At 72.2% G+C, this 25,911-nt stretch carries 21 protein-coding genes; 6 read left to right on the top strand and 15 right to left on the bottom strand.

Annotated features, from left to right (window positions below; translation table 11 throughout):
- Positions 1–24: 24 nt before the first annotated feature.
- Positions 25–492: a fluoride efflux transporter FluC gene (locus tag EW117_RS00210; protein ID WP_129782715.1), complete on the top strand. Its 468-nt coding sequence runs from the start codon at positions 25–27 to the stop codon at positions 490–492.
- Positions 493–496: 4 nt separating this feature from the next.
- On the top strand, positions 497–892 hold the full coding sequence (locus EW117_RS00205; RefSeq protein ID WP_129782714.1) for a fluoride efflux transporter FluC: 396 nt from the start codon (positions 497–499) through the stop codon (positions 890–892).
- Between the two features lie 57 nt (positions 893–949).
- Here EW117_RS00205 and EW117_RS00200 read toward each other — a convergent pair whose 3' ends face one another.
- Entirely contained in the window at positions 950–1,348 is a 399-nt protein-coding gene (locus EW117_RS00200) for a hypothetical protein (protein ID WP_129782713.1), read from the bottom strand.
- A 139-nt stretch (positions 1,349–1,487) separates the two neighbouring features.
- Between EW117_RS00200 and EW117_RS00195 the strand changes: the two genes are divergently transcribed.
- Positions 1,488–2,420, top strand: coding sequence for a 5'-3' exonuclease (locus tag EW117_RS00195; protein WP_165362396.1), 933 nt, complete (start codon positions 1,488–1,490; stop codon positions 2,418–2,420).
- 61 nt (positions 2,421–2,481) lie between these two features.
- Here the strand turns inward: EW117_RS00195 and EW117_RS00190 are convergent, their stop codons facing one another.
- Entirely contained in the window at positions 2,482–3,276 is a 795-nt protein-coding gene (locus tag EW117_RS00190; protein WP_129782712.1) for a sirohydrochlorin chelatase, read from the bottom strand.
- A gap of 232 nt (positions 3,277–3,508) precedes the next feature.
- Positions 3,509–6,196 carry a phosphoenolpyruvate carboxylase gene (locus EW117_RS00185; RefSeq protein ID WP_165362395.1) on the bottom strand — a complete coding sequence of 896 codons (2,688 nt, stop codon included), beginning with the start codon at positions 6,194–6,196 and terminating at the stop codon, positions 3,509–3,511.
- Positions 6,197–6,291: 95 nt separating this feature from the next.
- Here EW117_RS00185 and EW117_RS00180 point away from each other — a divergent pair, with 95 nt between their 5' ends.
- On the top strand, positions 6,292–7,167 hold the full coding sequence (locus EW117_RS00180) for a DNA/RNA non-specific endonuclease (protein WP_129782711.1): 876 nt from the start codon (positions 6,292–6,294) through the stop codon (positions 7,165–7,167).
- A 78-nt stretch (positions 7,168–7,245) separates the two neighbouring features.
- Here the strand turns inward: EW117_RS00180 and EW117_RS00175 are convergent, their stop codons facing one another.
- The 9 genes from EW117_RS00175 to EW117_RS00135 all read right to left on the bottom strand — a co-directional run bounded on the left by EW117_RS00175 (position 7,246) and on the right by EW117_RS00135 (position 19,765).
- The gene (locus tag EW117_RS00175) at positions 7,246–8,109 is read right to left on the bottom strand and encodes an NAD-dependent epimerase/dehydratase family protein (RefSeq protein WP_129782710.1); all 864 of its coding nucleotides are present in this window, start codon (positions 8,107–8,109) and stop codon (positions 7,246–7,248) included.
- Between the two features lie 34 nt (positions 8,110–8,143).
- Positions 8,144–8,929: a deoxyribonuclease IV gene (locus EW117_RS00170; protein WP_129782709.1), complete on the bottom strand. Its 786-nt coding sequence runs from the start codon at positions 8,927–8,929 to the stop codon at positions 8,144–8,146.
- A gap of 50 nt (positions 8,930–8,979) precedes the next feature.
- Positions 8,980–10,668 carry an outer membrane protein assembly factor BamB family protein gene (locus EW117_RS00165; RefSeq protein ID WP_129782708.1) on the bottom strand — a complete coding sequence of 563 codons (1,689 nt, stop codon included), beginning with the start codon at positions 10,666–10,668 and terminating at the stop codon, positions 8,980–8,982.
- A 71-nt stretch (positions 10,669–10,739) separates the two neighbouring features.
- Positions 10,740–12,425 (bottom strand): outer membrane protein assembly factor BamB family protein, encoded by a 1,686-nt coding sequence (locus EW117_RS00160; RefSeq protein ID WP_129782707.1) that lies wholly within the window; start codon positions 12,423–12,425, stop codon positions 10,740–10,742.
- Positions 12,426–12,457: 32 nt separating this feature from the next.
- Complete coding sequence (locus EW117_RS00155) at positions 12,458–14,101, bottom strand: outer membrane protein assembly factor BamB family protein (protein ID WP_129782706.1); 1,644 nt, start codon at positions 14,099–14,101, stop codon at positions 12,458–12,460.
- Positions 14,102–14,152: 51 nt separating this feature from the next.
- Positions 14,153–15,751 carry an outer membrane protein assembly factor BamB family protein gene (locus tag EW117_RS00150; RefSeq protein ID WP_129782705.1) on the bottom strand — a complete coding sequence of 533 codons (1,599 nt, stop codon included), beginning with the start codon at positions 15,749–15,751 and terminating at the stop codon, positions 14,153–14,155.
- Positions 15,752–15,834: 83 nt separating this feature from the next.
- Complete coding sequence (locus EW117_RS00145) at positions 15,835–17,589, bottom strand: outer membrane protein assembly factor BamB family protein (RefSeq protein ID WP_129782704.1); 1,755 nt, start codon at positions 17,587–17,589, stop codon at positions 15,835–15,837.
- A complete protein-coding gene (locus EW117_RS00140; protein WP_207211702.1) occupies positions 17,586–18,824 on the bottom strand; it encodes an ABC transporter permease in 1,239 nt (412 codons plus the stop codon). Before EW117_RS00140 ends, EW117_RS00145 begins: the two co-directional genes overlap by 4 nt.
- On the bottom strand, positions 18,821–19,765 hold the full coding sequence (locus EW117_RS00135) for an ABC transporter ATP-binding protein (protein ID WP_129782703.1): 945 nt from the start codon (positions 19,763–19,765) through the stop codon (positions 18,821–18,823). Before EW117_RS00135 ends, EW117_RS00140 begins: the two co-directional genes overlap by 4 nt.
- A 414-nt stretch (positions 19,766–20,179) precedes the next feature.
- On the opposite strand from EW117_RS00135, the gene EW117_RS29260 reads away from it, so the two are divergent.
- Positions 20,180–20,932, top strand: coding sequence for a hypothetical protein (locus EW117_RS29260; protein WP_165362393.1), 753 nt, complete (start codon positions 20,180–20,182; stop codon positions 20,930–20,932).
- Positions 20,933–21,269: 337 nt separating this feature from the next.
- On the opposite strand, the gene EW117_RS00125 is transcribed toward EW117_RS29260, so the two are convergent.
- The 3 genes from EW117_RS00125 to EW117_RS00115 all read right to left on the bottom strand — a co-directional run bounded on the left by EW117_RS00125 (position 21,270) and on the right by EW117_RS00115 (position 24,823).
- The gene (locus EW117_RS00125) at positions 21,270–21,962 is read right to left on the bottom strand and encodes a response regulator (protein ID WP_129782702.1); all 693 of its coding nucleotides are present in this window, start codon (positions 21,960–21,962) and stop codon (positions 21,270–21,272) included.
- Positions 21,959–23,512, bottom strand: a complete 1,554-nt coding sequence (locus EW117_RS00120) for a histidine kinase (RefSeq protein ID WP_129782701.1) — start codon at positions 23,510–23,512, stop codon at positions 21,959–21,961. Before EW117_RS00120 ends, EW117_RS00125 begins: the two co-directional genes overlap by 4 nt.
- A 141-nt stretch (positions 23,513–23,653) precedes the next feature.
- The gene (locus EW117_RS00115; protein ID WP_129782700.1) at positions 23,654–24,823 is read right to left on the bottom strand and encodes a hypothetical protein; all 1,170 of its coding nucleotides are present in this window, start codon (positions 24,821–24,823) and stop codon (positions 23,654–23,656) included.
- A 252-nt stretch (positions 24,824–25,075) separates the two neighbouring features.
- Here EW117_RS00115 and EW117_RS00110 point away from each other — a divergent pair, with 252 nt between their 5' ends.
- On the top strand, positions 25,076–25,891 hold the full coding sequence (locus EW117_RS00110; protein WP_129782699.1) for an MBL fold metallo-hydrolase: 816 nt from the start codon (positions 25,076–25,078) through the stop codon (positions 25,889–25,891).
- Positions 25,892–25,911: the final 20 nt, after the last annotated feature.

The following is a 25,911-nucleotide window of genomic DNA, read 5'->3' as shown; positions in this document are numbered from 1 at the left end:
AGCGCTCACGAGGGAGCACGCCGCGTGACACGAGCACCGCACCGCGACTGGCGGTACGTCGGGCTGGTCGCGCTCGGCGGGGCCGGCGGCTCAGTTGCCCGGTACCTGCTGAGCATCTGGGCGGGCGTGCTCCTGACGCCGCTGACCATCCTGTTCCCGAGCACGGCCGAGACGGTGCTCTGGTTCCCGATCGGGACGCTCGTGGTCAACGTGGTCGGCGCGCTCGCCCTGGGATACCTTCTGGAAGCCCTCTCCCGCCGCGGCCGCGAGACCGTGCGACGTCGCAAGATCCGACTCGGCATCGGCACGGGCGTGCTCGGCGGGTTCACCACCTACTCGGCGTTGGCCCTGGAGACGCAGCGGCTGCTCGTCGATGTGTCCGCCTGGCTCGCCCTGCTGTACGTGGTGCTCACGCTCGTGGGCGGCACCGCTGCATGTCTCGGCGGGATCGCGATCGCGGCGCGCGCCGATCAACGTCGGAAGCGTAGGTGACGGGATGATCGAGCTGCTCGTGGTGGCCGTAGGGGGTGGCATCGGCGCCGCCGCCCGGTTCGTGGTCGACGGCGAGATCCGCTCCCGGCACAGCGGCGGGTTCCCGTGGGGGACGTTCGTCGTGAACGTCGTGGGCTCGTTCCTCATCGGGGTGTTCTCGACGCTGTTCTTCGCGCTGATGCGCTTCGGTGTGTCCGCCGACACCGCCACGGTGCTGCAGCTCGCCGTCACGGTGGGACTGTGCGGCGGGTTCACCACGTTTTCCACAGCCACCGTGGAGTCCGTGCGTCTGGCCCAGTCCGGCCGGATGCACCTCGCGGTGGCGAACACCCTGGGCACGCTGATGATCACCGTCACGGCAGCCGGACTGGGCGTGGCGGTGGGCAGACTGTTCGGCTGACCGGGCTCGAAGCGTCGCCTGCGATCGCCGTCATCCGTGTGCCGTGGGCACCGTCCCTCACACAGGCACCCCGCCGGGGTCGAGCGCGCCGAGGAAGAGCTCTGCGAGCTGCGTCCACTCCTCGAGCGGCCGATCGCCGACGAAGCGCGCCGCTTCCTCCGGCGTCCTGTTCACCAGCGTGACGTCGACGACGAACCGGCCGTCGACCTCCCGCCAGACGACTGCCGCGTTCGTCCGCCGGTTCGAGCCCTGGATCCCGGACCGGAGCTCGTTCTCCGGCTTCTGCACCCGGTCGATCAACGGGTAGTCGCTCGTGTGCGCCCAGCTCGACCAGGCGTGGCGCAGTGCGCGCTCGAGGTCCGCCCTCGCGGAGGTCACGCTCGTCTCGCCGGCCGCTGTCATGCCAAGGCCGAGGCCCTCGATGACCTCGGTCACCTGTTGTTCTTTGCTTGCCATGTTCGGACACTACGGGCACACCGGCCCGGAACCGGCTTTCGGCGCGTATTTCATCGGGATCAGTCCTGCAACGCGCCACGACGGCGGACGCCGGCGCCTCGAGCACACGCGTGTCAGAGGGTCGTGGCAGGCTTCCTGCATGAGCCTCATGCTCCTCGATACCGCCTCGCTGTACTTCCGCGCGTTCTTCGGCGTCCCCGACTCGCTGCGGGCGCCCAACGGCATGCCGGTCAACGCCGTCCGCGGCCTGCTGGACACCATCGCGTGGCTCACCACGACGCACGGTTCCGACCGCATGGTCGCGTGCTGGGACGACGACTGGCGACCCGCCTTCCGGGTCGAGGCCATCCCCAGCTACAAGGCGCACCGGGTCGCGCAGGAGGTGCCCGGCACCACCGGCATCGAGGAGGTGCCCGAGGTGCTGCTCGCGCAGGTGCCGATCATCGTGGACCTGCTCGCGGCGCTCGGCATCGCGCGCGTGGGGGTACCCGGCTACGAGGCGGACGACGTCATCGGCACCCTGACCACCCGCGCGGTCACGGAGCAGACCGGGCCGGTGGACATCGTCACGGGCGACCGCGACCTGTTCCAGCTGGTCGACGACGCCGCCGGCGTCCGGGTGCTGTACCCCGCGCGCGGCATCCGCGACCCCGACGTGGTGAACGAGAAGCGGCTGGCCGAGAAGTACGGCGTGGCCTCGGGGCAGGCCTACGCCGACATGGCGACCCTCCGCGGCGACCCGAGCGACGGCTTGCCGGGCGTACCCGGCGTCGGCGAGAAGACGGCCGCAAGGCTGCTCGCCCAGTACGGCACCCTGGCAGGGATCCTCGCGGCCCGGGACGCCGGAGACCCTGGCCTGACCTCGACCCAGCGTCGTCGCCTCCTGGAGGCCGACGCCTACCTTCAGGTCGCGCCCGTCGTGGTGCAGGTGGCGCGGGACGTGCCGCTGCCGGAGTTCGATCCGAAGGTGCCCACGGCGCCCGCCGATCCCGAGGCGCTCGCGGCGCTGACCGAGCAGTGGGGCCTGAGGTCCAGCGTGGAGCGGGTGCGCATCGCGTTCGGCTGGGCCTGAGCGCTCCCGGACCTGTCAGACCCACGGGTCACTCCGGTGACCTGTGCGTCTGACAGGTGGATCAGGAGCTGATCGCCGCGTCGTAGCGGTCCAGCACCACCTGGACCAGGCGCGGGTCCGCCTTCTCGGCTCCGGCCGGGCCGGCGACCGGTTCGGTCACGACGTCGGCGCCCGCCTCCAGCACGCGGTCCAGGAAGTATCCGGGCGCGAGCAGGTAGGACACGACGATCACGCGCGCCGCGCCTGAGACAGCGGTGCCGGCGGCAGCCCGTGCCGCGGCCACCGCGGCAGGGACGCGCGGCTCGGCGCCCGCCCCGTACGACGGCGTCACGGGCCGCCCCAGCCGCTGCGCCAGCGCGCTGGTGACCTCCTCGACGGCGATCGCCGCGGCCGCCACCGAGGAGCCGGCGGCGGCGAGCACGACGGCGTCGTCGGACCGGAAAGGGCCGTGCGCGGCCTCGGCGGCGGCGTACCGGTCGGCGAGGATGTCGACGAGCAGCGGGTGCGGCCCAAGTGGCTCGGCGGCGACCGCGACGCCCTCGCCCGCCGCGTTCACCGTGCCAACGGCCTGCGCGATGTCGTGCCGCACGTGATACCCGGTCGACAGCAGCAGCGGCACGACGACCGCCGTCGGCCCTACCGGGCCGGACCCGCCGCCGTAGCCAGCGGCGGTGTGTGCGTCCCGCACCGCCCTGGTCAGCACCTCATCGACCTCGGGCTGCTGCACGTCCACGAACGCCTCGCGCACGTCGAGCTCGGGCCGCGCCGCGCGGACGCCGTCGAGCAGTGCACGAACGGCGGCCTGACCTGCAGGATCGTCGGTCCCGTGGGACGTCCCGACCAGTACTGCGCTCATCGTCTTCCCATCGTTCGCTGGATCCTTCCGTGCCCGACGCTGCCCTGACGTCCGCGAGACGCCGCCAGTTCGGTCAGTTGCATCGCTGCCTCGTCGAGATCGGTCCGATGCTTCGAGATCGGTCAATCGTTGGACCGATCTCGAAGCAACCGACCGAACTCACGGCCGACACCCGCGCGACCGACCGAACTCACGGACAACGCCCGCGCAACCGACCGCACCCCACCTCAGCTCACCCCGTGTTCTGCAGGCCCGCCGAGACCCCGTTGACCGTCAGCAGCAGCAGATGCTGCAGCCGGCCGGCGTAGTCGCCGTCGACCGCGGATCCGCCGTCGGACCCGGTACGCAGGCCGCGCAGCGCGCGGACCTGCAGCAACGAGAGGGCGTCGACGTACGGCGACCGCAGCTGGACGGCGCGGCCGAGCACCCGCTTGGAGGCCAGCGGCCACTCGTTGCCGCTGATCCTCAGCACCCACTCGCGCGTGAGGCGCAGCTCGTCGAGCACCATCGCCGCGAGGTCGTCGCGCGAACCCAGCGCGAGGTACTGCGCGGCGATCCGCTCGTCGGTCTTGGCGAGCGACATCTCGACGTTGTCGAGCAGAGTCGCGAACAGCGGCCACTCCTTGCGCGCCGACTTCAGCAGCTCGACGTCGCCGACCGCGGCCAGCGCCGTACCCAGGCCGTACCAGCCGGCCAGGTTGATCCGAGCCTGGGACCACGAGAAGACCCAGGGGATCGCACGCAGGTCGTCGAGCGAGTTGACCGAGAGGCCGCGCTTCGCGGGGCGCGACCCGATGGGCAGCAGGCCGACCTCCTCCAGGGGCGTGACCTGCGCGAACCACTGCGGGAACCCGTCGGCCTTCACGAGCTCGTGGAACCGCTCTCGGGACGTGGCGTCCAGGGCCTTCGCGAGCGGGGCGAACTTCGCGGCAGCGCTCTCGTTGACCGACTCGACAGACGGCGCCGACGCCAGCAGCGTCGCCGCGGCGACCTGCTCGATGTGCCGGGACGCGATGACGGGGTCGCCGTACCGGGCGAGGATGACCTCACCCTGCTCGGTCAGCTTGAACCGGCCGTCCACCGAGTGCGGCGGCTGCGCGAGCACCGCCCGGTTGGCCGGACCGCCGCCGCGGCCGAGCGCACCGCCGCGGCCGTGGAACAGGGTGAGCTTGAGGTCGTTGTCCCGCGCCCACTCGGCGATGCGCGACTGGGCGTCGTGCAGGGCGAGCGTCGCCGCCACGGGGCCGACGTCCTTGGACGAGTCCGAGTAGCCGAGCATCACCTCGACGCGCCGGCCGTTCTCGGCCAGGCGCTTCTGCACGGCGGGCAGGGTCAGCATCGCGTCCAGGATCGGCACCGAGTTCTGCAGGTCAGCAAACGTCTCGAACAGCGGGATCGCGTCGATGACGGGCCCGGCCTCCGGGTCGTCCGCGAAGGCGTACGAGGCCAGCTCGTAGACGGCGGCGAGGTGCTCCGGCGCCTGCGTGAACGAGACGATGTAGCGGCGCGCGGCGCGCTCGCCGAACCGGCGCTGGATCGCACCGAGGGCCCGGTAGGTGTCGAGCACCTCGCGGGTCTTGTCGCTCAGCGCGCCGTCGACCCCCAGCTCACGGATCTCGGCGAGCGCCGCTGCGTGCACCTGGGAATGCTGCCGCACCTCGAGCTCCGCCAGGTGGAACCCGAAGGTCTGCACCTGCCAGACCAGGCGCTGCAGGTCGCCGTACGCGGCGCGGGCCGCGCCCGTCGCCACGAGCGAGTCCTGCACCACGAGCAGGTCCGCCTCGAACTGCTCGGCATTCGCGTACGCGAGGTCGGCGTTGCGCGTCCGGGTGGCGGCGAGGCGCTCCGCGAGCGCGAGCATGACCGCCCGGTGCGGCTCGTTGGGCGAGGCTTCCTGGGCCCGCCGGGCCACGTCCTCGGACATCTGGCGGATCCGCTGCCACAGGGCATTGAGGTCCGACGACGGCGCGGTGCCCTCGGCGTCGAGCGTCAGCTTGCGCCCGGTCTCGACGGCCAGGCGCTCCAGTGCCGCCAGCGCGTGGTCCGCCGCGAGGGTCGCGGCCTGGCGGGTGACCTCGGCGGTGACGTTCGGGTTGCCGTCGCGGTCGCCGCCGATCCAGGTGCCGAGCTTCACGAACGGCTTCGCGACGGGGGTGGCACGGCCGGCGTCGTCCGCCAGGAGCCAGTCGTCGAGGCGCCGGTACACGTCGCCGAAGACGTCCACCAGGACGGCGTCGAACACGCCCATGACCGTCTTGACCTCGTCGAGCACCGAGGGCTTGCTGGTCCGCACGGGCGCGGTGCGCCACATGGTGTCGATCTCGGCGAGGATGCGCCGCTCGTTCTCGGCGAGCGTCACGCCGCCGAGGCGGCGCGCGTCCCGCTCGGCGACGAGGTCCGAGATGCGGCGGATGGTCCCGCTGATGGCCCGACGGCGGGCCTCGGTCGGGTGCGCCGTCAGGACCGGCCGGAACTCCAGCTCGCCGAGCCGACGCAGGGCCTCTTCCCGTCCCACCTCCTCGGTGAGCCGGGCAAACGCCGCCGGGATCGTGTCCTCGAGGACGGCCGGGCCGGTGGTCGTCTCGGCCTCGCGCGACCGCAGCACGCGGACTCGGTGGTACTCCTCCGCGAGGTTCGCGAGGTGGAAGTAGCAGGTGAAGGCACGGGCGACCTGCTCGGCGCGCTCCACGGAGAAGGACGCCACGACCTCGGCGGCCTCGTCCAGGGCGTGCGGCGACGGGTCGCCGTAGGCACGGATGGTCAGCTCGCGGAGACGTTCGACGTCGTCCAGGAGATCCTGGCCGCCGTCCTCGCGGAGAATCCTGCCGAGAAGTCCGCCGAGCAGGCGCACGTCCTCGCGCAGCGGGTCGGGTACCTCGTGCCGGGCGTTGCCGCGGACGGTCTGAGTTGATTCACTCACGGGCTAGAGCCTAGGACCAGATTGCCATTCCCCGTTCATCGCGTCCGATTGTTGGTCTGGCCATGACCTGTCCGACTCTGGTTGGCTGTCTGTCTGTGACCGGCTACGACGCAGAGTTCCTCGGTTTCACCGTCCCGCTCCCCGTCTCGCCCGTCGAGGTACGTGTTCTGGATTACACCCACTTCTCGGTCCTGCTGGACCCGAGCCGGCGGCTGGCCGCGGCCACCGCCTGCATGGTCGACGGCTCCACACTGCTGGCCCTGCGCCGTACCGGCCGGTGGCGGCTGGACGGCCGCGTCCCGACCGGCGAGCAGTCGGGCAGCGAGCTCTACTCGGGCAACCCGCTCGACCGCGGTCACCTGGTGCGCCGTCTCGACCCCGTCTGGGGCGACGCCGAGACGGCCGCCCGGGCCAACCACGACACGTTCACGTATACGAACGCCGCGCCGCAGGTGAACAGGTTCAACCAGTCCAAGGAGCTGTGGAACGGGCTCGAGGACCACGTGCTCACCTACGCCGCCACGCACGACCACCGCCTCGCGGTCCAGACCGGCCCGGTCTTCACCATCGACGACCCGCTCTACCGCGGCGTCCGCATCCCGCGCCTGTTCTGGAAGATCGTCGCCTGGGTCGGGCCGGGCGACCTGCTGCAGGCGACCGGGTTCGTGCTGGACCAGACCCCGCAGCTCGACGACGCCCGTCTCCAGGAGATCACGGCACAGGCACTGGCCAGGGACGACATCCCGCCGCTGGGCCCGTTCCGGACCTACCAGGTGCCGGTGGAGGACATCGCCGCGCTGACCCGCCTGGGCCTCGGCCCGCTGCCCGGGGCGGACGTGCTCGCGGAGCCGCCCCCGACGCCGTCGGGCGTCCGGCCTCCTGACATCACCATCCACCGCCTGCCGCGGGCGCGCGCCTGGTCGGAGATCCGAACCCCCGACCAGATCACCCTCCCCCTCCCGCCGAACTAGCCCCCTTTCTTGTTGTGGGCGTGATCGTTGCGACTACCCGCCCGTTTTAGGCGCAACGATCACGCCCACAACAAGGCGTCAGAGGTTGTCCTGCCAGTGGTGTTGCGGGGTGTAGCCGAGGATGCGGCGGGCCTTGTCGATGCTCAGGAGCGTCTCGCGCCCCTGCAGCGGACGCTTGAGCGGCACGTCGGGGAACACCTCGGCCACCAGGTCGGCGGAATCCCGCCGCATCACGGTGTCCTCGTTCGCGATCACGAACGCCTCGAACCCCGTGAAGTCGGCCTCCAGGGCCCGGCGCACCGCCTGCGCGCCGTCGCGGCCGTCGATGTAGCCCCAGAGGTTCCAGCGTCGGGCGGCGGCGTCGTCCTGCCAGGACGGGAAGCTGGAGTAGTCGCTCGGCCGCATCACATTCGAGAACCGCAGCGCGGCGACCTTCAGCTCCGGGTCCCAGCGCGTGAAGTGCTTGCCCATCTCCTCCTCGAGCGACTTGCCGAGCGAGTAGGTCGACTGCGGCAGCACGTCGTACTCCTCGTCCACCGGGATGTATGGCGGCGGCACGTCGAACGGCAGGCCCAGCACCGTCTCGGAGGACGCCGTCACGACGTTCCGGATGCCGACCACCTGGGCGGCCCGCAGCACGTTGTACGTGCTGGGCACGTTGTTGCGGAAGGTCGCGGCGTTGGTCGCCAGCCCGGGTGCGGGGATCGCGGACAGATGCACGACGGCGTCGGCGGCCTGCCCCTCGTCCACGCCGGACAGCAGCTCGATCACCTGGCCGAGGTCAGTCAGGTCGGCGACCGTGAAGTTGCCCGGGCTGCCCTGCGGAGGCGCCACCCGGTCCGTCGAGACCACGTGGTAGCCCGAGTCCGCCAGGTGCTCCACCACGAACCGGCCGAGCTTCCCGCTCGCTCCGGTGACCACTACTCGCTGCGTCGTTGCCATGCGTCAGATCCTGCCAGTCATCCGGCTGAGAACATCAGCCCAGCCGCTCCCGCAGCCACGCGATGTCCGGCGCCATGTCGCCCTTGGTCTCACAGATGACCGGGGCGTCCGCCGCAGCGATCACGCCCACCAGCAGCTCCTCGGGGATCATGCCCTTGCCGAAGTTGATGTGCCGGTCGGCGCCGGACCCGGCGGCGTCGCGCGAGTCGTTCGCGTGCACCAGGTCGATGCGGCCCGTGATCGCACGGATGTCGTCGACGGCCGTCGCGAGGTCGAACCCACTGGCCCAGGCGTGGCACGTGTCGAGGGTGAACCCGACGTTGTCCCCGCCGTTCGCCGTGGTGACCGCCGCCCACAGCCCTTCGATCCGCTCCAGGCGGCGCGACATGGAGTAGTCGCCGCCCGCCGTGTTCTCGATGAGCACCGGGACGTCGGTCTCCAGGGCGTCGATCGCCTTGCGCCAGTTGTCGAAGCCCTTGGCCGGCTCGTCCTTGGCGGTCACGTGCCCGCCGTGCACCACCACGCCCTGGGCGCCGATCGCTTCGGCGCCGTCCATGATCTGCTGCAGCAGCTTGCGGCTCGGGATGCGGATGCGGTTGTTGGTGGACGCCACGTTGATGACGTACGGCGCGTGCACGTAGAGGTCGATGCCGGCCGCGGCGGCGTCGGCCCGGAGCGCCTCCGCGCCGCCCTCGTACGGGAGGTCCGGGACCTTCCAGGCCTGGGGGTCGCTGAGGAACACCTGCACCGTGTCCGCGCCGAGCGTCTTCGCCGCACCGATCGCGTCGGTCAGGTCCACGTGCGCGCCGATCTTCACCATGGCCCCACCCTAGGACGACCCACTGACACGCACGATGGCGGACGGCGCGGTCAGCCCAGCCCGCTGATGCCCTCCGATGTCATGGCGACCAGGCGACCGCCGACCGCGAGCAGCATGGCGCCCGGGGGCAGGTTTTCGTCGCCCGCCGGCCTCCCGTCCCAGACGAGCTCTCCCGACGTGGCGTCGAGCGACGCCAGCCCCATCGTGCCGTCCCCGCCCTGCAGCACGAGAAGCACGAACCGGCCGTCGGTGAACGCCTGGACCGCGTACTCGCTCCCGTAGGACGAGCTGCCCTCGACCTCGCCGATGTCCCATGACCACTGCTCCGCACCGGTGGCGAGATCGAACCCTCGGACACTCCCGGTCCAGGTCGCGGTCACCGCGATGCCGGCCACCTGCGCGAGGAAGCCCGAAGAGCTGCCCGCGCTGTCGACGTTCCAGCGTTCCGCCCCGTCCGTCGCCGCGTAGGAACGCAGGCCATATCCGGACTCGTCGGACACGAGCAGGGTCAGCGCTTCGCCCTCGTCGGTGGTCTGCGGAACGCTCGCACTCCCGGGAATCTCGCGGACGACGTCGCCGTCCGGCCCGAACAGGATGGTGCGCGGCGGACCGCCGGACTCGATCACCGCCATGGTCGTCGCCTGCCCGGCATGCCGGGCGGTGCCGAGGCTGAGCACCGTGGCCGGCCCTGCCTCTTCGTGCACCCTCACCAGGGCACCACCGGTGGTCACAGCAGCCGCCGTGCCACAGCCCCACAGGTCGATGAGCCCGGTCCCGAAGTAGGCACCGAACACGTCGGGGGCCAGTGCCTCGTCGGCAGGCACGTCCTCCCACCCGTTCCACGGCTCACCGAACCAGGGGTTGCACTGCTGGGCGGCCGTCGCCCGGAACGGGATCGTCACGCTCCAGCGCTCCTCGCCGGTGGTCGCATCCTCCGCACGGAGCTGGAGGTCCCGCCCGGCCTCGACGGTCCCGCTGCATTCCCCCGTCGTCTCCGTGCACCGGGCGTCTCCCACGTCGATCGCGGACTCGAGGCCGATCCGCTTGGCCCGCAGCACCATCCCGTCGGGGCCGGGCCGCGCCCTCCCGTAGCGGCGGTCGTCCGCCGTGTCGAGCGCTCGGGGCTCCGACGCGACACCGTCCGGCCCTACCGTGAAGGCCTCCCGCGCCGCGCCCGCATCCTGGACGCAGACCAGGACCGACGTCGCGAGCCCCGTCCCACCCGGGTAGCCGAGCGGCCCGCACTCCGAGTCCTCGCGGAGCCGCACGGACCACGCCCGCTCGCCCGACGCCGGGTCCAGCCCGATGAGCTCTTGCTCCGAGCGGAAGGCGAGCATGCCCTCGAGATCAGCTACCCCGAACCACCCCATGGCGTCGGCGGCATCCATCGGCGCTTCCCAGGCCCAGGCCTCCTCGAGCGGCGCGGACACGTCCACGACGCCGCCGGGCACCTCGCGGATCCGCTCGGTCCGCGCGGCGTCCCGCATGCTGTCGACGGCGAACCCCGTGCCCAGGACGACGGCCAGCACCGCCGCGACCGGCGCCAGCGCGCGCAGCCTCAGGCCGAGCGCACCGTGAGGCAGCGGCCCGCCCGCCTCAAGCCCGGCGCCATCCGGCCCGACGCCGTCCACGTCACCCTCCGCGCCGGCGTCAGGGCCCAGCGGGGACGTGGGCACATCCCCGTCGTCGTCGACGAGGTCGAAGACGAACGCCTCGCCCTCGCCCGGATCGCGTGCCATGCGGCTGAGAGTATGCCCACGCGGGCCCGCATTTCCTCCAAAAGCGACGCAGGCGCCGGCCTGCCATCCGCTCAGCCGAGCCCGCGGACGCCGCCCGGCGCGACCTCCAGCAGGTTGCCGTCGACGGCGACCAGCCCCGAGCTGGGTCCCAGGGCCTTGTCGGACGAGCTCACTTCGAAGCCGTGCTGCTCCCAGGCCACCTCGCCGGAGACCGCGTCGAGCGCCACCAGCCCTTTCCCGCCGGCCGAGGTCTCGACGACCAGCAGCACGAACTGCCCGTCGGTGAAGGCCCGGGTCACGTACAGATCGTTCGGGTACGCCTCGTCGGGCTCCGCCGGGTCCCAGGTCCACTGTTCCGTCCCCGTCGCGAGGTCCAGCGCGCGCACCTGCCCCGCCCCGGTCTGGAAGATCGCCGCCCCGCCCACCTGCGCCAGGAACAGCTGCATCTCCCCCGGGGCCGCGTCGTCCCAGCGCGAGGTGCCGTCCAGGGCGTAGGACCGCACCGACGGGCCCGACGCCCCCGAGGCGAGGAGCGTCTCCGGCTCCGACCCGTCGACCGCGGTCGGTTCGAGCACGTACCCGTCGATCTCGCCGACGAGACCGCCGTCGGCGTCGTAGAGGGTGCTGCTGACCGCGCCGTCGAAGGTGTACAGCATGTACCCGCCGGTGCGAAGGCTCTCCACGCCGCGTGTCCCCGGTTCGCTCTCCGCGCCGAGCAGCACCCCGTCGCCGGTGACCGCCGACTCGACGCCGCAGCCGTACAGCTGCACCACGTCGGCGGTGATCCGTGCGCCGAAGCCGTCGTCGTCGACCATGTCGTCCAGGTCCATCATGTTGCTCGACCCGTCCCAGTGCGTGGCGTACCAGTTGGTGCACTGGTCGGCGCGCGTGGACCGGAAGGGAACGGTCACGCGCCAGCGTTCCTCGCCCGTGACCGCGTCCTCGGAACGGATCCGCACGGCCCGGCCCACCTCGACCGTGCCGGTGCATTCACCCGGGCTGGTGCACACGCCGTCGTTCGCGCCCGACGGCGGCTCGGGACCCACGCGCTCGGCGCGCAGCACGGTCCCGTCCGGCCCGGGACGGGCCGCGCCGTACCGGCGTGCGTCCGCCGCGCCGAGGGTGCGTTCGGCGGAGGCGACACCGTCCGGCCCGACCACCACCGCCACCCGGTCCGGTCCGGCGTCCGCCAGGCAGACCAGCTGCGACGTCACGGCCTCGGCCCAGCCCACCGAGCCCTGCGGCCCGCAGTCCGGGTCCTCGCCGAGCCGGAGCCGCCACGCCTCGTCACCCGTCGCGGGATCCAGGGCCACGAGGTCTTCGCCCGACTGGAACGCGAGCAGGTCGCCGAGCACGGCCACCTCGTTCCACCGCCCCTCGTCCGCGACCCCGACGGGACCGACCCGGCCGTCCCACTCCCACGTCTCCCGGAGCGGTGCGGACACGTCGACGACGCCCCCGTGGACGTCGCGCATCCGCTCCATGCGCGCTCCGTCCCGCACGCCGTCGACCGCGAAACCCGTGCCCACCACGACCGCCAGGACCGCCAGGACCGGCGCGAGCACACGCAGCCCCCGGCCCAGCGTGCCCGACAGCACCTCACCGGGCGCCAGGTCGACGCCGTCGGGATCACCCTCGCCGTCCGCGCCGGACGGGCCGTCCGCGCCGGACGGAGTGAGCGGCGCCTCGAGATCGGCCACGTCGTCGTCGACGAGGTCGAAGACGAACGCACCACCCTCGTCCGGATCACGTGCCATGCGGTCGAGCGTATGCCGGGTGCGTGTCGGTTTCATCCGAGGCCACGGACGCCGCGCGGGGTGACTTCCAGCAGGTTCCCGTCCACCGCCACGAGGCCTCCGACGATCCCCTGCTCGACGAGGCCGCGGTCCGTCGGGTCGAACGAGGTGACGGTTCCGCCGCCGGCACGCTCCCAGACCACGGCGCCCGAGGACGCGTCGAGCGCGACGAGGCCCTGAGTGCTGCCGGTCTCGCCCTCCGTCAGCAGCAGGACGACCTCTCCGTCGGTGAAGGCCTGGACGACGTGGGCGCTCCCGAAGTACCCGACGTCGTCCTCGGCCGACGGGTCCGAGCCGTCCCAGACCCACCGCTCCTCGCCGGTGGCGAGATCCAGGCCGCGCACCTTCCCCGCCCCCGTCGTGATCACCGCCGTGTCGCCCACCTGCGCGAGGAAGTCCTGTCCGCCCGACTGCAGCGTGACGTCCCAGCGCGGCGTGCCGTCCGCGGCGTAGGCCCGCAGACGGCGCCCGGGCTCGTCCACCCCGAGCACCGTCGCCGGCTCGGACTGGTCGGTCGCCCGGGGCCGGCGCGGGTACCCGGTGATCTCGCCGACGACGTCGCCGTCGGCGGCGTACAGGGTGGCGCCGGCCGCGCCGTCGAAGCTCGTGCCGGCGTAGCCCCCCTCGCGGAGGCTCATCACGAGGCTCGTGCCGGGTTCGAGCTCGGCGCCGAGCACCGTCCCGTCGGGCGTGACGGCAGCCTGCACGCCGCAGCCGCTGAGGTCGATGAGGTCGGCGGTGACGCGCGCGCCGAAGGCATCGGGGGCGAGCTGACCGCTCAGCACCAGGCGGGTCTCCGAGCTGCCCCACGACGCGCCGTACGTGCGGGTGCACTGCGTGGCGTCCACCGTCCGGAACGGGACGGTGACGGTCCAGCGCTCCGCGCCGGTCGCCGCGTCCTCGGCCCGGAGCACGAGGTCCCGGCCCTCCGTGATCATCCCCGTGCACTCGTCGGCGCTCGTGCACACGGCGCCGCTCAGGTCGACCGCCGACGCCGGCCCCACCCGTCTCGCACGCAGCACGGTCCCGTCCGGACCGGTATGGGGCACCCCGTACCGGCGCGCGTCCGCGGCGTCGAGGGCCCGCGGGGCCGACGTCGGACCGTCGGGTCCCACCGCGACGACCTCCCGGTCGCGGCCCGTTCCCTGGAGGCAGACCAGCAGCTCCGTCGTCGGGTCCAGCCACGCCGCGGGGACCATCGGGCCGCAGTCCGCCTCCGCGCGGAGCGGGACGGTCCACGCCACGTCGCCCGTGGCCGGGTCGAGCGCCACCAGCCCGTCGTCCGACTCCACCGCCAGCACGTCCCCGAGCACCGCCACGTCGGTGGTGCTCTCGCCCGGGCCGACGGCGTTGCTCCACGCCCACGTCTCCGCCAGGGGTGACGACAGGTCGGCCACTCCCCCAGGGATGTCGCGCATCCGCTCCATCCGCTGGTGGTCCAGCGCGCCGTCGACGGCGATGCCCGTGCCGAGCACTATCGCCAGGATCCCCGCGACCTGGGCGGTGAGCCGCCGCTTCCGGCCCGGCATGACCGGGCTCGCCGAGCCGTCCTGGACCTCCGGCGCGTCACCGGTGGGCGCGTCGTCCTCGACCAGGTCGAAGACGTACGCGTCGCCCACATCCGGGTCGCGCGCCATGCGGCCGAGCGTAGTGCCGGGCGTCGCGCGGATCAGCCCCTCGCGGCCACCTCACCCCAGGCCGCGCACGCCGTCCGAGGTGAATTCGACCAGCTGCCCGTCGACGGCGACGACGGCGCCCGTCAGCGGGACCTCCCAGAGCTCCTCTCCCGTCCCCAGGTCGATGGCGACCAGCACGCCCTCGCCGACGCCGTCCTGCGGCAGGAGCTGCACCGCGATGGCCTCCCCGTCGGTGAGCGTCCGGAAGTTGGCCAGGCCGCGCGGGTCGTCGTCGGCCCAGCCCCACATCTTCGCGCCGGTCGCCCGGTCCAGACCCAGGAGCCGGTTCTCCCGGTTCACGACCACCACGTCCCGCGCGGCGAGCGCCACACGCGACTCCTGCAGCGCCGTCCAGGCCTCCGAACCGTCCTCGCGGACGGCGGCGAACCCGACGCCGGACGTCCGCGTGACGAACCACAGGTCGTCGGGTGCGTCGGGCGCGGCGGGGCCGGAGCTCATCCGGCCCTGCACGGTACGCAGGATCTTCCCGTCAGCGTTCACGACGACGGTCTGCGCCGCGTCGCCCTCCACCGCGAAGCGGCCCGAGCCCAGCTCCGTGACCCAGACCTGTGCCGGATCGAGGAGATCGCCGGCCAGGTCCAGCCGCGTCCCGTCCACCGACAGCGTCGCCGCCAGGCCGCACCCGGCGACGACGACGCTCTCGGCTCCTACGCTGACCGTGGTCAGGTCCGGGTCGTACGTCGGTTCGTCCGGCGTGGAGTCGATGTCCGCGGGCCATGTCTGGCAGCTGTCCGAGATCGTCGGGTCGAACTCGATGACGCTCGTCCAGCGCTCGGCGCCCGTCCCGGCGTCCTCCGCGGCGACGCGCAGGCTGCGACCCTCGTCCAGGATCCGGGGCGGGCAGTTCCCCGCCTCGTCGCACGCCAGGTATCCGATGGGGTCTCCGGTCCGCACGGTCCGGACGACCATGCCGTCGGGCCCGGGGAACACACGCTCGCCCTCCACCAGGTCGAGGGGCCGCGACCGGGTGGTGCCGTCGGGCGTGATCGTCAGCACCTGCCGGTCGACGTCCGGGCCGTGCACGCAGACGAGCACCTCGGTCGAGATCGACGCGTCGTAACCCGACGGGCCGCACTCAGGGTTCTCGTCCACGGGGATTCGCCACGCCACCTCGCCCGAGCCCGGGTCGACGGCCACGACGCCCGTGAACCGGGGCGGGGCCTCGAACACCCCGGTGGCGGAGTCGGCCGGGTAGCCCGGTGTGCTCGTCGGCGGGAGCACCAGCAGCCCGTCCATGACCACGAGCTGCTGGCCCAGATGGGCGTCCGAGGCGCGTCCGGTGGGGACGTCGAACGGCACGGTCCAGGTCGGCTCGGGCGGATCGGCGAGCGACGCCACGCCCACGGACGAGGTCCGCATCAGCTCCGCCCGGCGGTGGTCCCGCACCAGGTCGACCGAGACCAGCGTGACCGCCACGGCGGCGACCACCGCGGCCGCGATCACCCAGGTGCGTCGCGACGGCCTGGGCAGCCGGGACAGGAGCGAGGGTTCGGTGCCGGCGGCGTCGGGCCCGCCGTCGGCGGCATCAGCCGGCCCGTTGTCCTCGACCAGGTCGAAGACGACGGATTCCTTTTTGTCCGGCCGCGGCATGGCGGGAGCCTACCCGCGTGACCTGCGAGCTCAGGGGGCGCCCTGCCGACGAGGGCGCTCTGCCGACGAGGCGGGATCGGCTGTCAGCCGAGGCCCACGACCCCCTGCTGCGTGATCTGCGCCAGGTATCCGTCGACGCTGACGAGCTGGGTGTACGGGGTCTCCTGCTCGATCTCCCAGCGCACGGAGCCGTCGCGGAGGTCGATCGCGAGCAGCCGCAGGCCCGACGCCTCGCTGTCCGGGCTCGCGGACACCGGAAGCAGCAGGGTGTCACCGTCCGTGTAGGCCCCGAAGACGAGCGACTGCGCGACCCACGCCATGTCGCCGAGCGAGAGGACCTCCGGGTCGAGGGTCCAGCGGTCGGCACCCGTGCCGAGGTCGATGGCGCGTACCGCGCCCTCCTCGTCCACGACGACGGCGGTGCCGGACACGCGGGCCAGCAGCGTCGTGGCCGCGAGGCGGGGGGCCGTCCAGAGGCGCGCGCCGGCGTCGCCCTCGTCGGTGGACCTGGCCTCCGTCCCCGGACCGACCCGCTCCAGCACCAGCCCTGGGTCGCGGCCGTCCGAGACCCACGGCACGAGGACCTGGCCGTCGAGGGTCACGCTGCCGCCGTCCTGCAGGTGCACCACATCGTTGGGCACGCCCGAGTCGGCCGACCCGCTGCCCGGCTCGACCCAGCCGCCGTCCGGCAGCGGCGCGAACGACGCGACGTCCATGCCGTCGGCCGGCGGGTCGTCCGGGTCTTTCGGGTCGTCGAGCCGCGTGCCGTCGCGCAGGAACGCCGCCGAGACACCGCAACCCTGCACCTCCACGACGGCGTCCCGCACGTCCCAGGCGAGCGCCCCGGCGACGTCCAGCATCGGTTCGTTCTGGTCGTAGCTGACGCAGCTCTCGGGCCGCGGGGCAGCGAACGGGACGGTCTCGCTCCAGCGCTCCGCGCCGGTCCGGGCGTCCTCGGTGCGCACCACGAGGTCGGGCCCGACGAAGCCCTTCGGGAGGTGAGGGACGCCGAGCTTGTCCACCACCACGGGCCGCCGCTCCTGATCGCCGCCGGCCAGCTCGAAGGAGACCAGGCCACCGCCGGCGGCCGGGACGACCACGCCGGAGTCGACCTCGCGGGTCTTCGCGGCACCGTCCGGGTCGATCACCGTGACCTCCTGCTTGCCCGCACCAGCCTGGCTGACACAGACCAGGGGGTCCGCCGGTTCCACGGCGCCCGGCCCCGCGCTGCCCAGGCCCGCCACCGGGCCGCAGCTCGCGTCATCCCCGACGTCGGCGGTCCACCGCACCTCGCCCGAGGCGGGGTCCACACCGCGGACCTCTCCCCCGCCGGCGACCGCGAGCACACCCGGCATCCGGACCAGGGTCGCCGAGATCGGGTCGTCGAGGCCGATCGACCACTGCTCGGCGGGCTTCTCCGCCAGGCTCCGCACGCCGCCGGGCGTGGCGAGGAGCGCCCGGTGCCGGAGCTGCGTGTCCACCAGCACCCCGGCCGCGACCACCAGCACGACGACGGCCGCCGTCCCCACGGCCAGCATCGCCTTGCCGCGGCGCGTCGCGGGGATCCGCCGTCGGACTGCCGCCGCACCACGCCGCGCCGTCCGCCCGACGGCGGAGCGGGCGCCCGCGAGCGCCACCGCGAACCGGCCGGGCTCGCGGGGGCCGGGCTCCTCGGTCGGGGCGGGCTCGGGGTCGGGTGCGTCGCCGTCGCCGCCGCCGTCCGGGCCCTGCGCGCTGTCGGACACCCCGGGCACCTCGTCGATGAGGTCGAAGGTGTGCACCTTCTCGGGATCGGGGGTCCTTGGCCCGGTGGCATCGTGCTGGGTGCGTTCGGTCACGCCCCGAGGGTAGTGCCCCGCTCTCCGGCCATGGCAGTCCTCCAGGTAACCCGGCCGCCCGTCTGCATGAGCGCCCCGCGGTAGGCGCGCTCGCTGAGAAGCACGGCCCCGACCGTGGCCGCCACGAGGACGAGGAGCGACACGAGCGGCTCCCACCACAGGGCGTCCCCGTTGAGCACCCGCACGGGCATCGACACGATCGACGCCGGCGGGATGTACGACAGGACGCGTTCGAGCACGCCGTCTGCCGAGAACGTCACGATGTACACGCCCATGAGCAGCATCATCAGGGGGCTGGTCGTGTACTGGAGGTCCTCCGTGCGCGACGCGAGGGAGCCGGCGACCGCGTACAGGGCTGCCACCGCGACGAACCCGACGGTGAAGAAGACGACGAACCAGACCATCGTGGCCGTCATCGCGGGCAGGATCGCCGAGAGGTCGGTGAACGAGACCCCGACGAGCCCGACTCCGGCGAGCAACAGGTTCTGTCCCAGTGCGATCGCCGAGCTGCCGATGATCTTGCCCGCCAGCAGCTGCCGCAGCGGCACGGCGGTCGCGATGATCTCGACGAGCCGGGACTGCTTCTCCTCGATCACGCTGCCCGCGATCATCGCGCCCGACCCGACGGCGCCTATGAAGAACAGGAACGCGAGCACGAACCCGGCCATGAACACGATCTGCGGGTCCACCGGGTTGCCGTCGAGCCGTTCGGTCTCGACCTCGCTGCCCGCGGTGAGGGCGGACATGGTGGTCCCGGCGTCGGACGCGTGGCCCGCCAGGACCTGGTCGCGCACCGTGGTCTCGATGAGCTGGGCGAGGTCCGAGTCGGGGTCCCGCCAGCCGGACAGGGTCCAGCCGTCGGTGCCGGTCACGCCGGCGCCGGAGCTGAGCCACGCGTCGGCGGTCTCGTCCTCGAGGGCGGCCTCGGCTGCCGCCGCGTCGTCCACCCGCACCACGGTGAGCTCTACCCGGTCGTCGGACGCCGACGCGGCGCCCCGCCCGTCGGCCGCCGACTCCAGCGCGGTCGCCGCCGACTCGTCCCCGGCGACGACCGCGACGTCGAACGACTGGGTGCGGCTCTCCATGTAGGACGTGAAGCCGATCAGCCCGCCGATCATCGCGATGGTGACCGCGAGGCCGATCAGGAAGCCCTTGTTGAGCGCCCGCACCACGATCTCGCGGGTCGCCACCACCATCCAGGCGTTGCGCACGCCGTCTCCTCTCTCGCGGCTCACACCGTCTCCTCGTCCGCGTGAGCCTGCGGCTCCGCTCCGGCTTGCGCGGTCATCTCCCGGTAGATCTGGGCCAGCGTCGGCCGGACGGGGGAGAACTCGTGGACGGCGCCCCGCTCCAGGGCGGCCGACAGGAGGCGGGTGGCCGCGCCGTCGTCCCGCACCTCGACCAGCGCGGACGGGCCGTCCACGTCCACGGCCAGGACACCCGGTACTCCGCGGACGAAACCCGCGTCGCCCGACAGGATGAGCCGGTGCCGGGTCACGCCCTGGGCGCGCAGCTCGTCGGGGCTGCCGTTCGCGAGGACCCTGCCCCCGCCGAGGATGACCAGCCGCTCGCACAGGCGCTCCACGAGGTCGAGCTGGTGCGAGCTGAACAGCACGGGCACCCCGCGCCGCGTGTGCTCGCGCAGCAGGTCGACCATGGCGTCCACGGCCGCCGGGTCGAGGCCGCTGAACGGCTCGTCGAGGACGAGCGCCTTGGGCTGCCCCATGACCGCCGCGACGATCTGCACGCGCTGCTGGTTACCGAGCGACAGCTTCTCCACGTGCTCCTTCGCCCGGTCCGCGAGCCCCAGCCGGTCGAGGTGCTCCAGCACCTCGCGGCGCGCGGCCGACGCGGCGATGCCCCGCAGCCGCGCCAGGTAGACGAGCTGGTCCAGCACGGGCTGCTTGGGGTAGAGGCCGCGCTCCTCGGGCATGTACCCGAACTCGCGGCGGTCCTGCCGGGTGACCGGGGCGCCGTCGAACAGCACCTCGCCGCTCGTGATCGCCAGGACACCCATGATCATCCGCATGGTCGTCGTCTTGCCCGCTCCGTTGCTCCCCACGAACCCCGTGAGCAGGCCCGACGACGCCGTGAAGCCCGCGCCGTCCACGGCTCGCCGGGGTGTGCCGCCCGACACGAACACGCGGGTGAGATCCCGCACCTCCAGATCGCTCATGGCGGCCACGCTAGAGGCCGGCCTCCGGCCGCGGATCCACCGAGAGGTGGAACCCGCTCCCCCTCTCGAATGGGCCGCCCCGGGCCGCCCACCTGGTGCGTTCGGCAAAATGTCAGGAGATCGGCATTTCGAGTTGCCGATGTCCTGACATTCTGCCGACCACTCCGGCTTGCCCTCCGCACCCCCACCGGGGTTGACCTGGTATTACAGGTTCCGGTTGCCAATGGTGTTCTGCCACGTATTGTCCCGTCCGGAACGCCGCACGAACAACAGCGGCGCTGAATGGTTCGACAGTCCGTCCACGGAGAGATGAGCACTGCGCTCCGGGGGATGTTTCGAGTTTCGATCACGAAGACCGAAGCGTCGCCGCAGATGGGCACAAGGCAGTATCTGAACCCGCAGGGGGAGCTAAGCGTGCGCAACCGTTTGATCGTCACTGGAACAGCCGCGGCCTTCGTGCTGACGGCGGGCATCGTGGGTGCCGTGGCGGTGCAGCCGCCCGGGCCCGAGCAGGACCGGGACACGACGGCAGCGCCCGCCGTGCCGGACGCCCTGCAGGGCCTGCCGCCCATGATGCTGAAGCGCGAGCCGGTGCCGGGGGAGAAGGGCACGGTCGACGTGCACTCGAAGCCGGCGCCGCAGAGCAGCCCGTTCACGTACACGCCGGCGCCCAAGCCGGCGTACACGCCCCGGCACATGGCCGACCCGGGCGCCGGTCAGCCGACCGGGAACTTCACCATGGCGCCCCTGCCGGGCATCGACTTCGGCCAGGGTTCAGGGCCCAGCAGCCCGTCCAAGCCCTCGGTCCAGCCGACACGGCCGCCTTCGCAGAGCCCCACGCCGCCGCCGTCGCAGAGCCCGCGGCCGACGCCCGAGCCCACGCCTACCCCGACGCCGACACCTACGCCGTCGCCGGATCCCACGCCGACGCCGACCCCGACGCCCACGCCGGAGCCGACGGACCCGCCGTCCGAGGAGCCGACCAACCCGCCGTCGGAAGAGCCCACTACTCCTCCGCCGTCGGAAGAGCCGACCGAAGAGCCGACGGAAGAGCCGACAGAAGAGCCGACGCCGGAGCCCACTGAAGAGCCCACGGAGGAGCCGACCACGGAACCCTCACCGGAACCGACAACGGAGCCTTCGCCCGAGCCCTCTCCGAGCAATTAAGCAGATTCCACCTAATAGTCCGTTTCTCCCGTCGCATTTCCGCGGACGATGAGAAGCGGGGCCGCACCAGCCCCGCTTCTCGCGCATATCCAAGGAAGGCAAAGAAGCGGACATCCCGCCAGGGACACATTCGCCAGAGCGGATAAAGGCCAACTTCTCCATGGCACGCCAGCCGATGCGCCGGATCCCGTACTGGTCACCGAATTTCATCGCGAGCTTGCCCTGGTAGAAGGCCTCCTGCTCGTCCATGACGAGCGCAGCGGACTAATGTCACCGATCGCTGACATTGGCTCTCGGTGTCGACGATCGTTGACACCCGCGGGCGCGCTGGCCGACCTCAGACGAGGCCCACCCTGTGCGCGAGCACCACCGCTTGGACGCGGTCTCGCAGGTGCAGCTTGGACAGCACGTTCGAGACGTGCGTCTTCACCGTGGCCTCGCCGAGGTACAGGGTCGAGGCGATCTCCGCGTTCGACAGCCCCGTGCCCACGAGCTCGAACACTTCGCGCTCGCGCGGTGTGAGGAGGGCGAGTCCGGCGGGGGCCGGGTCCTGAGCGGGCCGGGTCTCGACGGGCTCGACCAGCGGGTTCCGCTCGGCCGACGACAGCCGCTCCCCCGCCACCATCTGCTCGATTACCCGCCGGGTGATCTGTGGTGCGAGCAGCGCGTGCCCGGCCGCCAGCGTCCGCACCGCCTCCACGAGGTGCTCCGCGTCCGAGTTCTTCAGGAGGAACCCGGACGCGCCGGCCGCGAGGCCGTCGAACACGTACTCGTCGTGGTCGAACGTCGTCAGCACCAGCACCTTCGCGAGGTCCTCGGCGACGATCCGGCGGGTGGCCTCGATGCCGTCCATGACGGGCATCTGGACGTCCATGAGCACGATGTCGGGCCGGAGCTCGCGGGTCAGCTCGATCGCGGCGGCGCCGTCACCGGCCTCGCCGACGACCTCGAAGTCGTCCTCCACCGACAGGATGAGCGAGAAGCCGGAGCGCACCAACGCCTGGTCGTCGACCAGCAGCACGCGCGTCATCGAGCCGCCTCCGGACGGATGGCCGACAGGGTCTGGGCGGGGGCCTCCGGCCGGCCCTCCGCCGCCTGTTCCGCCGGAGAGACGGCGGGGACCGGGCCCGGGTCGGGTGCGGGCAGCGGCAGCCGCATCCTGACCCGGAACCCGCCGGTCGCCCGCGGCCCGATCTCGACGACGCCCTGGTGGGTCACCGCGCGTTCCCGGATCCCGAGCAGTCCGAGTCCGGAGCCGGACGTCCCGTGGCGGGCGCGACCGTCGTCGAGCACCTCCACCTCGGCGAAGCCGTGTGCGAACTGGTCACCCGCCGATATCGCGGCGTCGCGCACCACGCGGAGCGTGACCGTTGCCGAGCGGGCGGTCGAGTGCTTGCGCACGTTCGCCATCGCCTCCTGGGCGGTGCGGTAGAGGCTCAGGCCCATGGGGGCGGGCACGTCGGCTGCGGCGCCCGCCGGCTCCTCGACCTGGTGGAAGGTGGTGTCGAGGCCGTCGTAGTCGGCGGCGGTGAGCGCCGGGAGGTCCGCGAGCCCTGGCTCGGGCGCCCGGGAGGCGCCGTCCGGCCCGGCCTCTGCGCCCGAGGCGCCGCCGTCGGGCACCGAGCGGAGCGTGCCCACCAGGTTCCGCATCTGCGCGACACCCTCGCGCGACTCGCGTTCGATGGTGACGAGCGCCTCCGCGGCCAGGGCCGGGTCGCGGCCCAGGACGCGGCGGGCGGCGGCCGCCTGGATCCCGATCACCGACACGTGGTGCGCGACGACGTCGTGCAGCTCGCGTGCGATCCGCACCCGCTCGGCGACGATGGCCTGGTCCGTGAGGGCCGCGGCCTGCTTCTCGATGGTGACCGCCTGGTCAGCGAGCTGCTCCCGCCGCCGGGCTGCGTTCCACTGCATCTGGCCCGCCACGACGGCGCCGCCGAAGAACGCGATGTTCATGATGAGCTGGTAGACGGCGTTCGCGAGATACGGCTCCATCAGGCCTGGCCAGTCCGCAGGGGTCGGAAACTCCTCGAGGAGCGTCTCGATGCCCTGCTGCACGGCGAACATCCAGATGAGCCACGTGAACATCATCAGCACGCAGGCGCTGACCACGATCAGCATCGCCCGCCGGTCGCGCGCCCAGGCCACCGCCGTGAAGAGGGCGACGAAGTACAGGATCTGCATCGGCATGAGCACCGTGATGGCACTGATGGTCAGACCGATCGCGAGCCACATCCCATAGACGAGCACGAGCGAGACCAGGGGGTAGCGGCGGCGCCAGGCCAGCGGGAGCATGCTGACCACCGCCAGCAGCATGATGAGCCACAGCGGCTCCGGGGTCTCTTCGAAGATGCCCATGCTGCGGCCCAGCTCTACCGAGATCGCCGCGAACACCCCGAAGCACGCCCCCAGCAGCAGGTCCCGGCGGTATGCGACACGTCCTGCGGGCACTCGCTCCCAGTCGGAGTCGACGCCGAACCAGTTCAGCACGCGCCCGGCCACGCCCTCGGCGGAACGGGGCGCGGCGGGCTGCGGCTCGTCGGGCTGCCGGACGTCGGACGGGGGTAGAGCATCGGCCATGTCCCCAGAGTAGGAACTCGGACCCTGTCCCCGCTTCCGCCTCAAGACGGAGACTGACCAGGCAGACGAGAACGGGTTGTGTCCCGGCTGAGCCCGGTCCGGGACACAACCCCGTTCTCGTCGCGCCGCATGGCCGGGCTGTCAACAGATGTTGCGGGAGCCGTTCCCGGAGAGGTACCAGTTGGTGTTCTCCCCGCACGGCGACTCCCGCACGGAGGTGTTGTCCACGCGGAGCGTGATGTTGATGTTCCGGTTGTTCGGGAACTCCGTGCGCGCGGCGAGCCGCACCTCGCCGCCCCCGTTGACCGTCCCGCCGGCGATCGTGATGTCCGAGCAGTTCTCGATCAGGATCGAGTTGTTCCCGTTGTTCGCCAGGTCGACGGAGTTGATGCGCGCGCCCCGCGAGTTGGACACGCAGAACACGCCCCGCCCGCCGCCGCGCGACCGCACACGGTCCACCGTGATGTTCGGCCCGTTGGCGTTGGCCATGCGGAAGGTGGCGTATCCGGTGCCGGTGGCGACGTTCTCGCCGTCGACCGTCCCGATGGTCGCGTTGCTCGTGCCCTGGATCAGCAGCCCGGACTCGCCGACGTTCCGCGCGGTGACCGTACCGATCCGCAGCCCGTTGATGTGCCAGGTCTCGATCGCGTGGCCGGGCATGCCGGAGGCGTAGACGGAATCCATGCTGACGTTCGAGCTACCGGGCAGGTCGCGTTCGAAACGGATGCCGATGCCTCCGGTCATCCGCAGGTCGATCTGGCCCAGGTGCAGGCCGTGCACGTCGGCGAAGCGCATCCCGAAGTACGGCGCCCCGGTCATCTTCAGGTGGGGGATGGACACGTCCTCGACCCCGACGGCCTGGATTGCGCCCCGTCCGGCGACGTAGCCGGTGTCCAGGGTTCCGCAGACCTCGAACGCCGTGTGGCTCGGCAGGTCGATCGTGTTGTTGCCGATCCAGGCGCTGGCCATGACCGACACCTTCTCCTGGCTGGTGCGGCCCGGGGTGAGCGCGCCGATCCCCTCCCAGATCGCGTTGATGTAGTACTGGCCCTGGTAGACGGTCCGGCCGCGATACGTCGTGGTGAACCCCGACGACTGGCTCCCGGTGACGACGGCGTCGGCGCCGTCGCCGCAGGCAGCGGCCTGCGCCAGGGTCGACGTCGGGCCGCTGGATGCGGCCGCGACGTCCACTGCTGGTGCGTTGCCCGGGGCGGCAGCAACTCCTGGGGCGGCGAGCAGGGAGACGACTGTCGACAGTGCGGCGACCCCCGCGGCGAGAAGCCGCGGGCGACGGTATGACGTTGGTGCCATGGTCACTCCTCCTGGAGTACTCGAGTCCTACATCGTTGTAGATCCACGGGGTCACGAGGGTATGGACCGAGCGGTCGGGACACCAGAGCCGGCCGTGATCCGAAACGATTCACATGCGGACGCGCCGGTGCGACGCGCCGGACGGGCCGCACGACCGCCGGAACTTTTCGCAGCCCGCGGAGATTTGCTGGACACGACCGGAGTGTTGACGCATGGTGACGAGGCACCTGCCCGACGAAGGGAAGCTGTCGCATGACGTTCTGGATCTGCCGCACGTGCGGCGTGGAGCACGGGTCCCGGCCCGACGTCTGCGCCATCTGCGCCGACGAACGCCAGTGGGTGCCCGCCGATGGCCAGCACTGGACCACGCTGGAGGAGCTCGCGGCCCAGGGGGAGCGCATCTCTGTCGAGGAGCTGGAGCCCGACCTGTTCGCCCTCGACACCGTGCCCGACGTCGGCATCGGCCCCACCGCGAAGATCGTCCGGACGGTGCACGGGAACCTCATGTTCGACGTCCCCGGGTACGTCGATGACGCCGCCGTCGCCGCCGTCCAGGAGCTCGGCGGGCTCGCGTTCATCGTGGCGAGCCACCCGCACATGTACGGGGTGCAGGTCGAGTGGAGCCGCCGGCTGGGCGGCGTCCCGATCCTAATCAGCGAGCCGGATGCCGGCTGGCTCGCCCGGTCCGACGACGCCGTCGAGCTGTGGAAGGGCGACCGCGAGGTCCTGCCCGGCGTGACGCTGAGCCAGCCCGGCGGGCACTTCCCGGGCTCCTCGGTGGCGTACTGGGCGTCCGGCGCGGCGGGGAAGGGCGTGCTGCTGAGCGGCGACACGATCTTCGCGAACCCGGATCGTACGTCGGTGTCCTTCATGCGCAGCTATCCGAACCGGATCCCGCTGTCGGGGCCTGTGGTCCAACGGGTCGCACGCCATGTGGGGCGGTTCGAGTTCGACCGGCTCTACAACAACTTCCGGGGCGTCATCCCGGTCGACGCCCGGGAGATCGTGCTGCGTTCCGCGGAGCGCCACGCGGCGTGGACGCGCGGCGACTTCGACCACCTCACGTAACTCCTCGCACACGTCTTGGT

Source organism: Promicromonospora panici (assembly GCF_900608595.1).
In the GTDB taxonomy this organism is placed as follows: Bacteria; Actinomycetota; Actinomycetes; order Actinomycetales; family Cellulomonadaceae; genus Promicromonospora; species Promicromonospora panici.
Note: the sequence above shows the minus strand (reverse complement) of the source record. Positions and strands in the feature narration are given on the sequence as shown.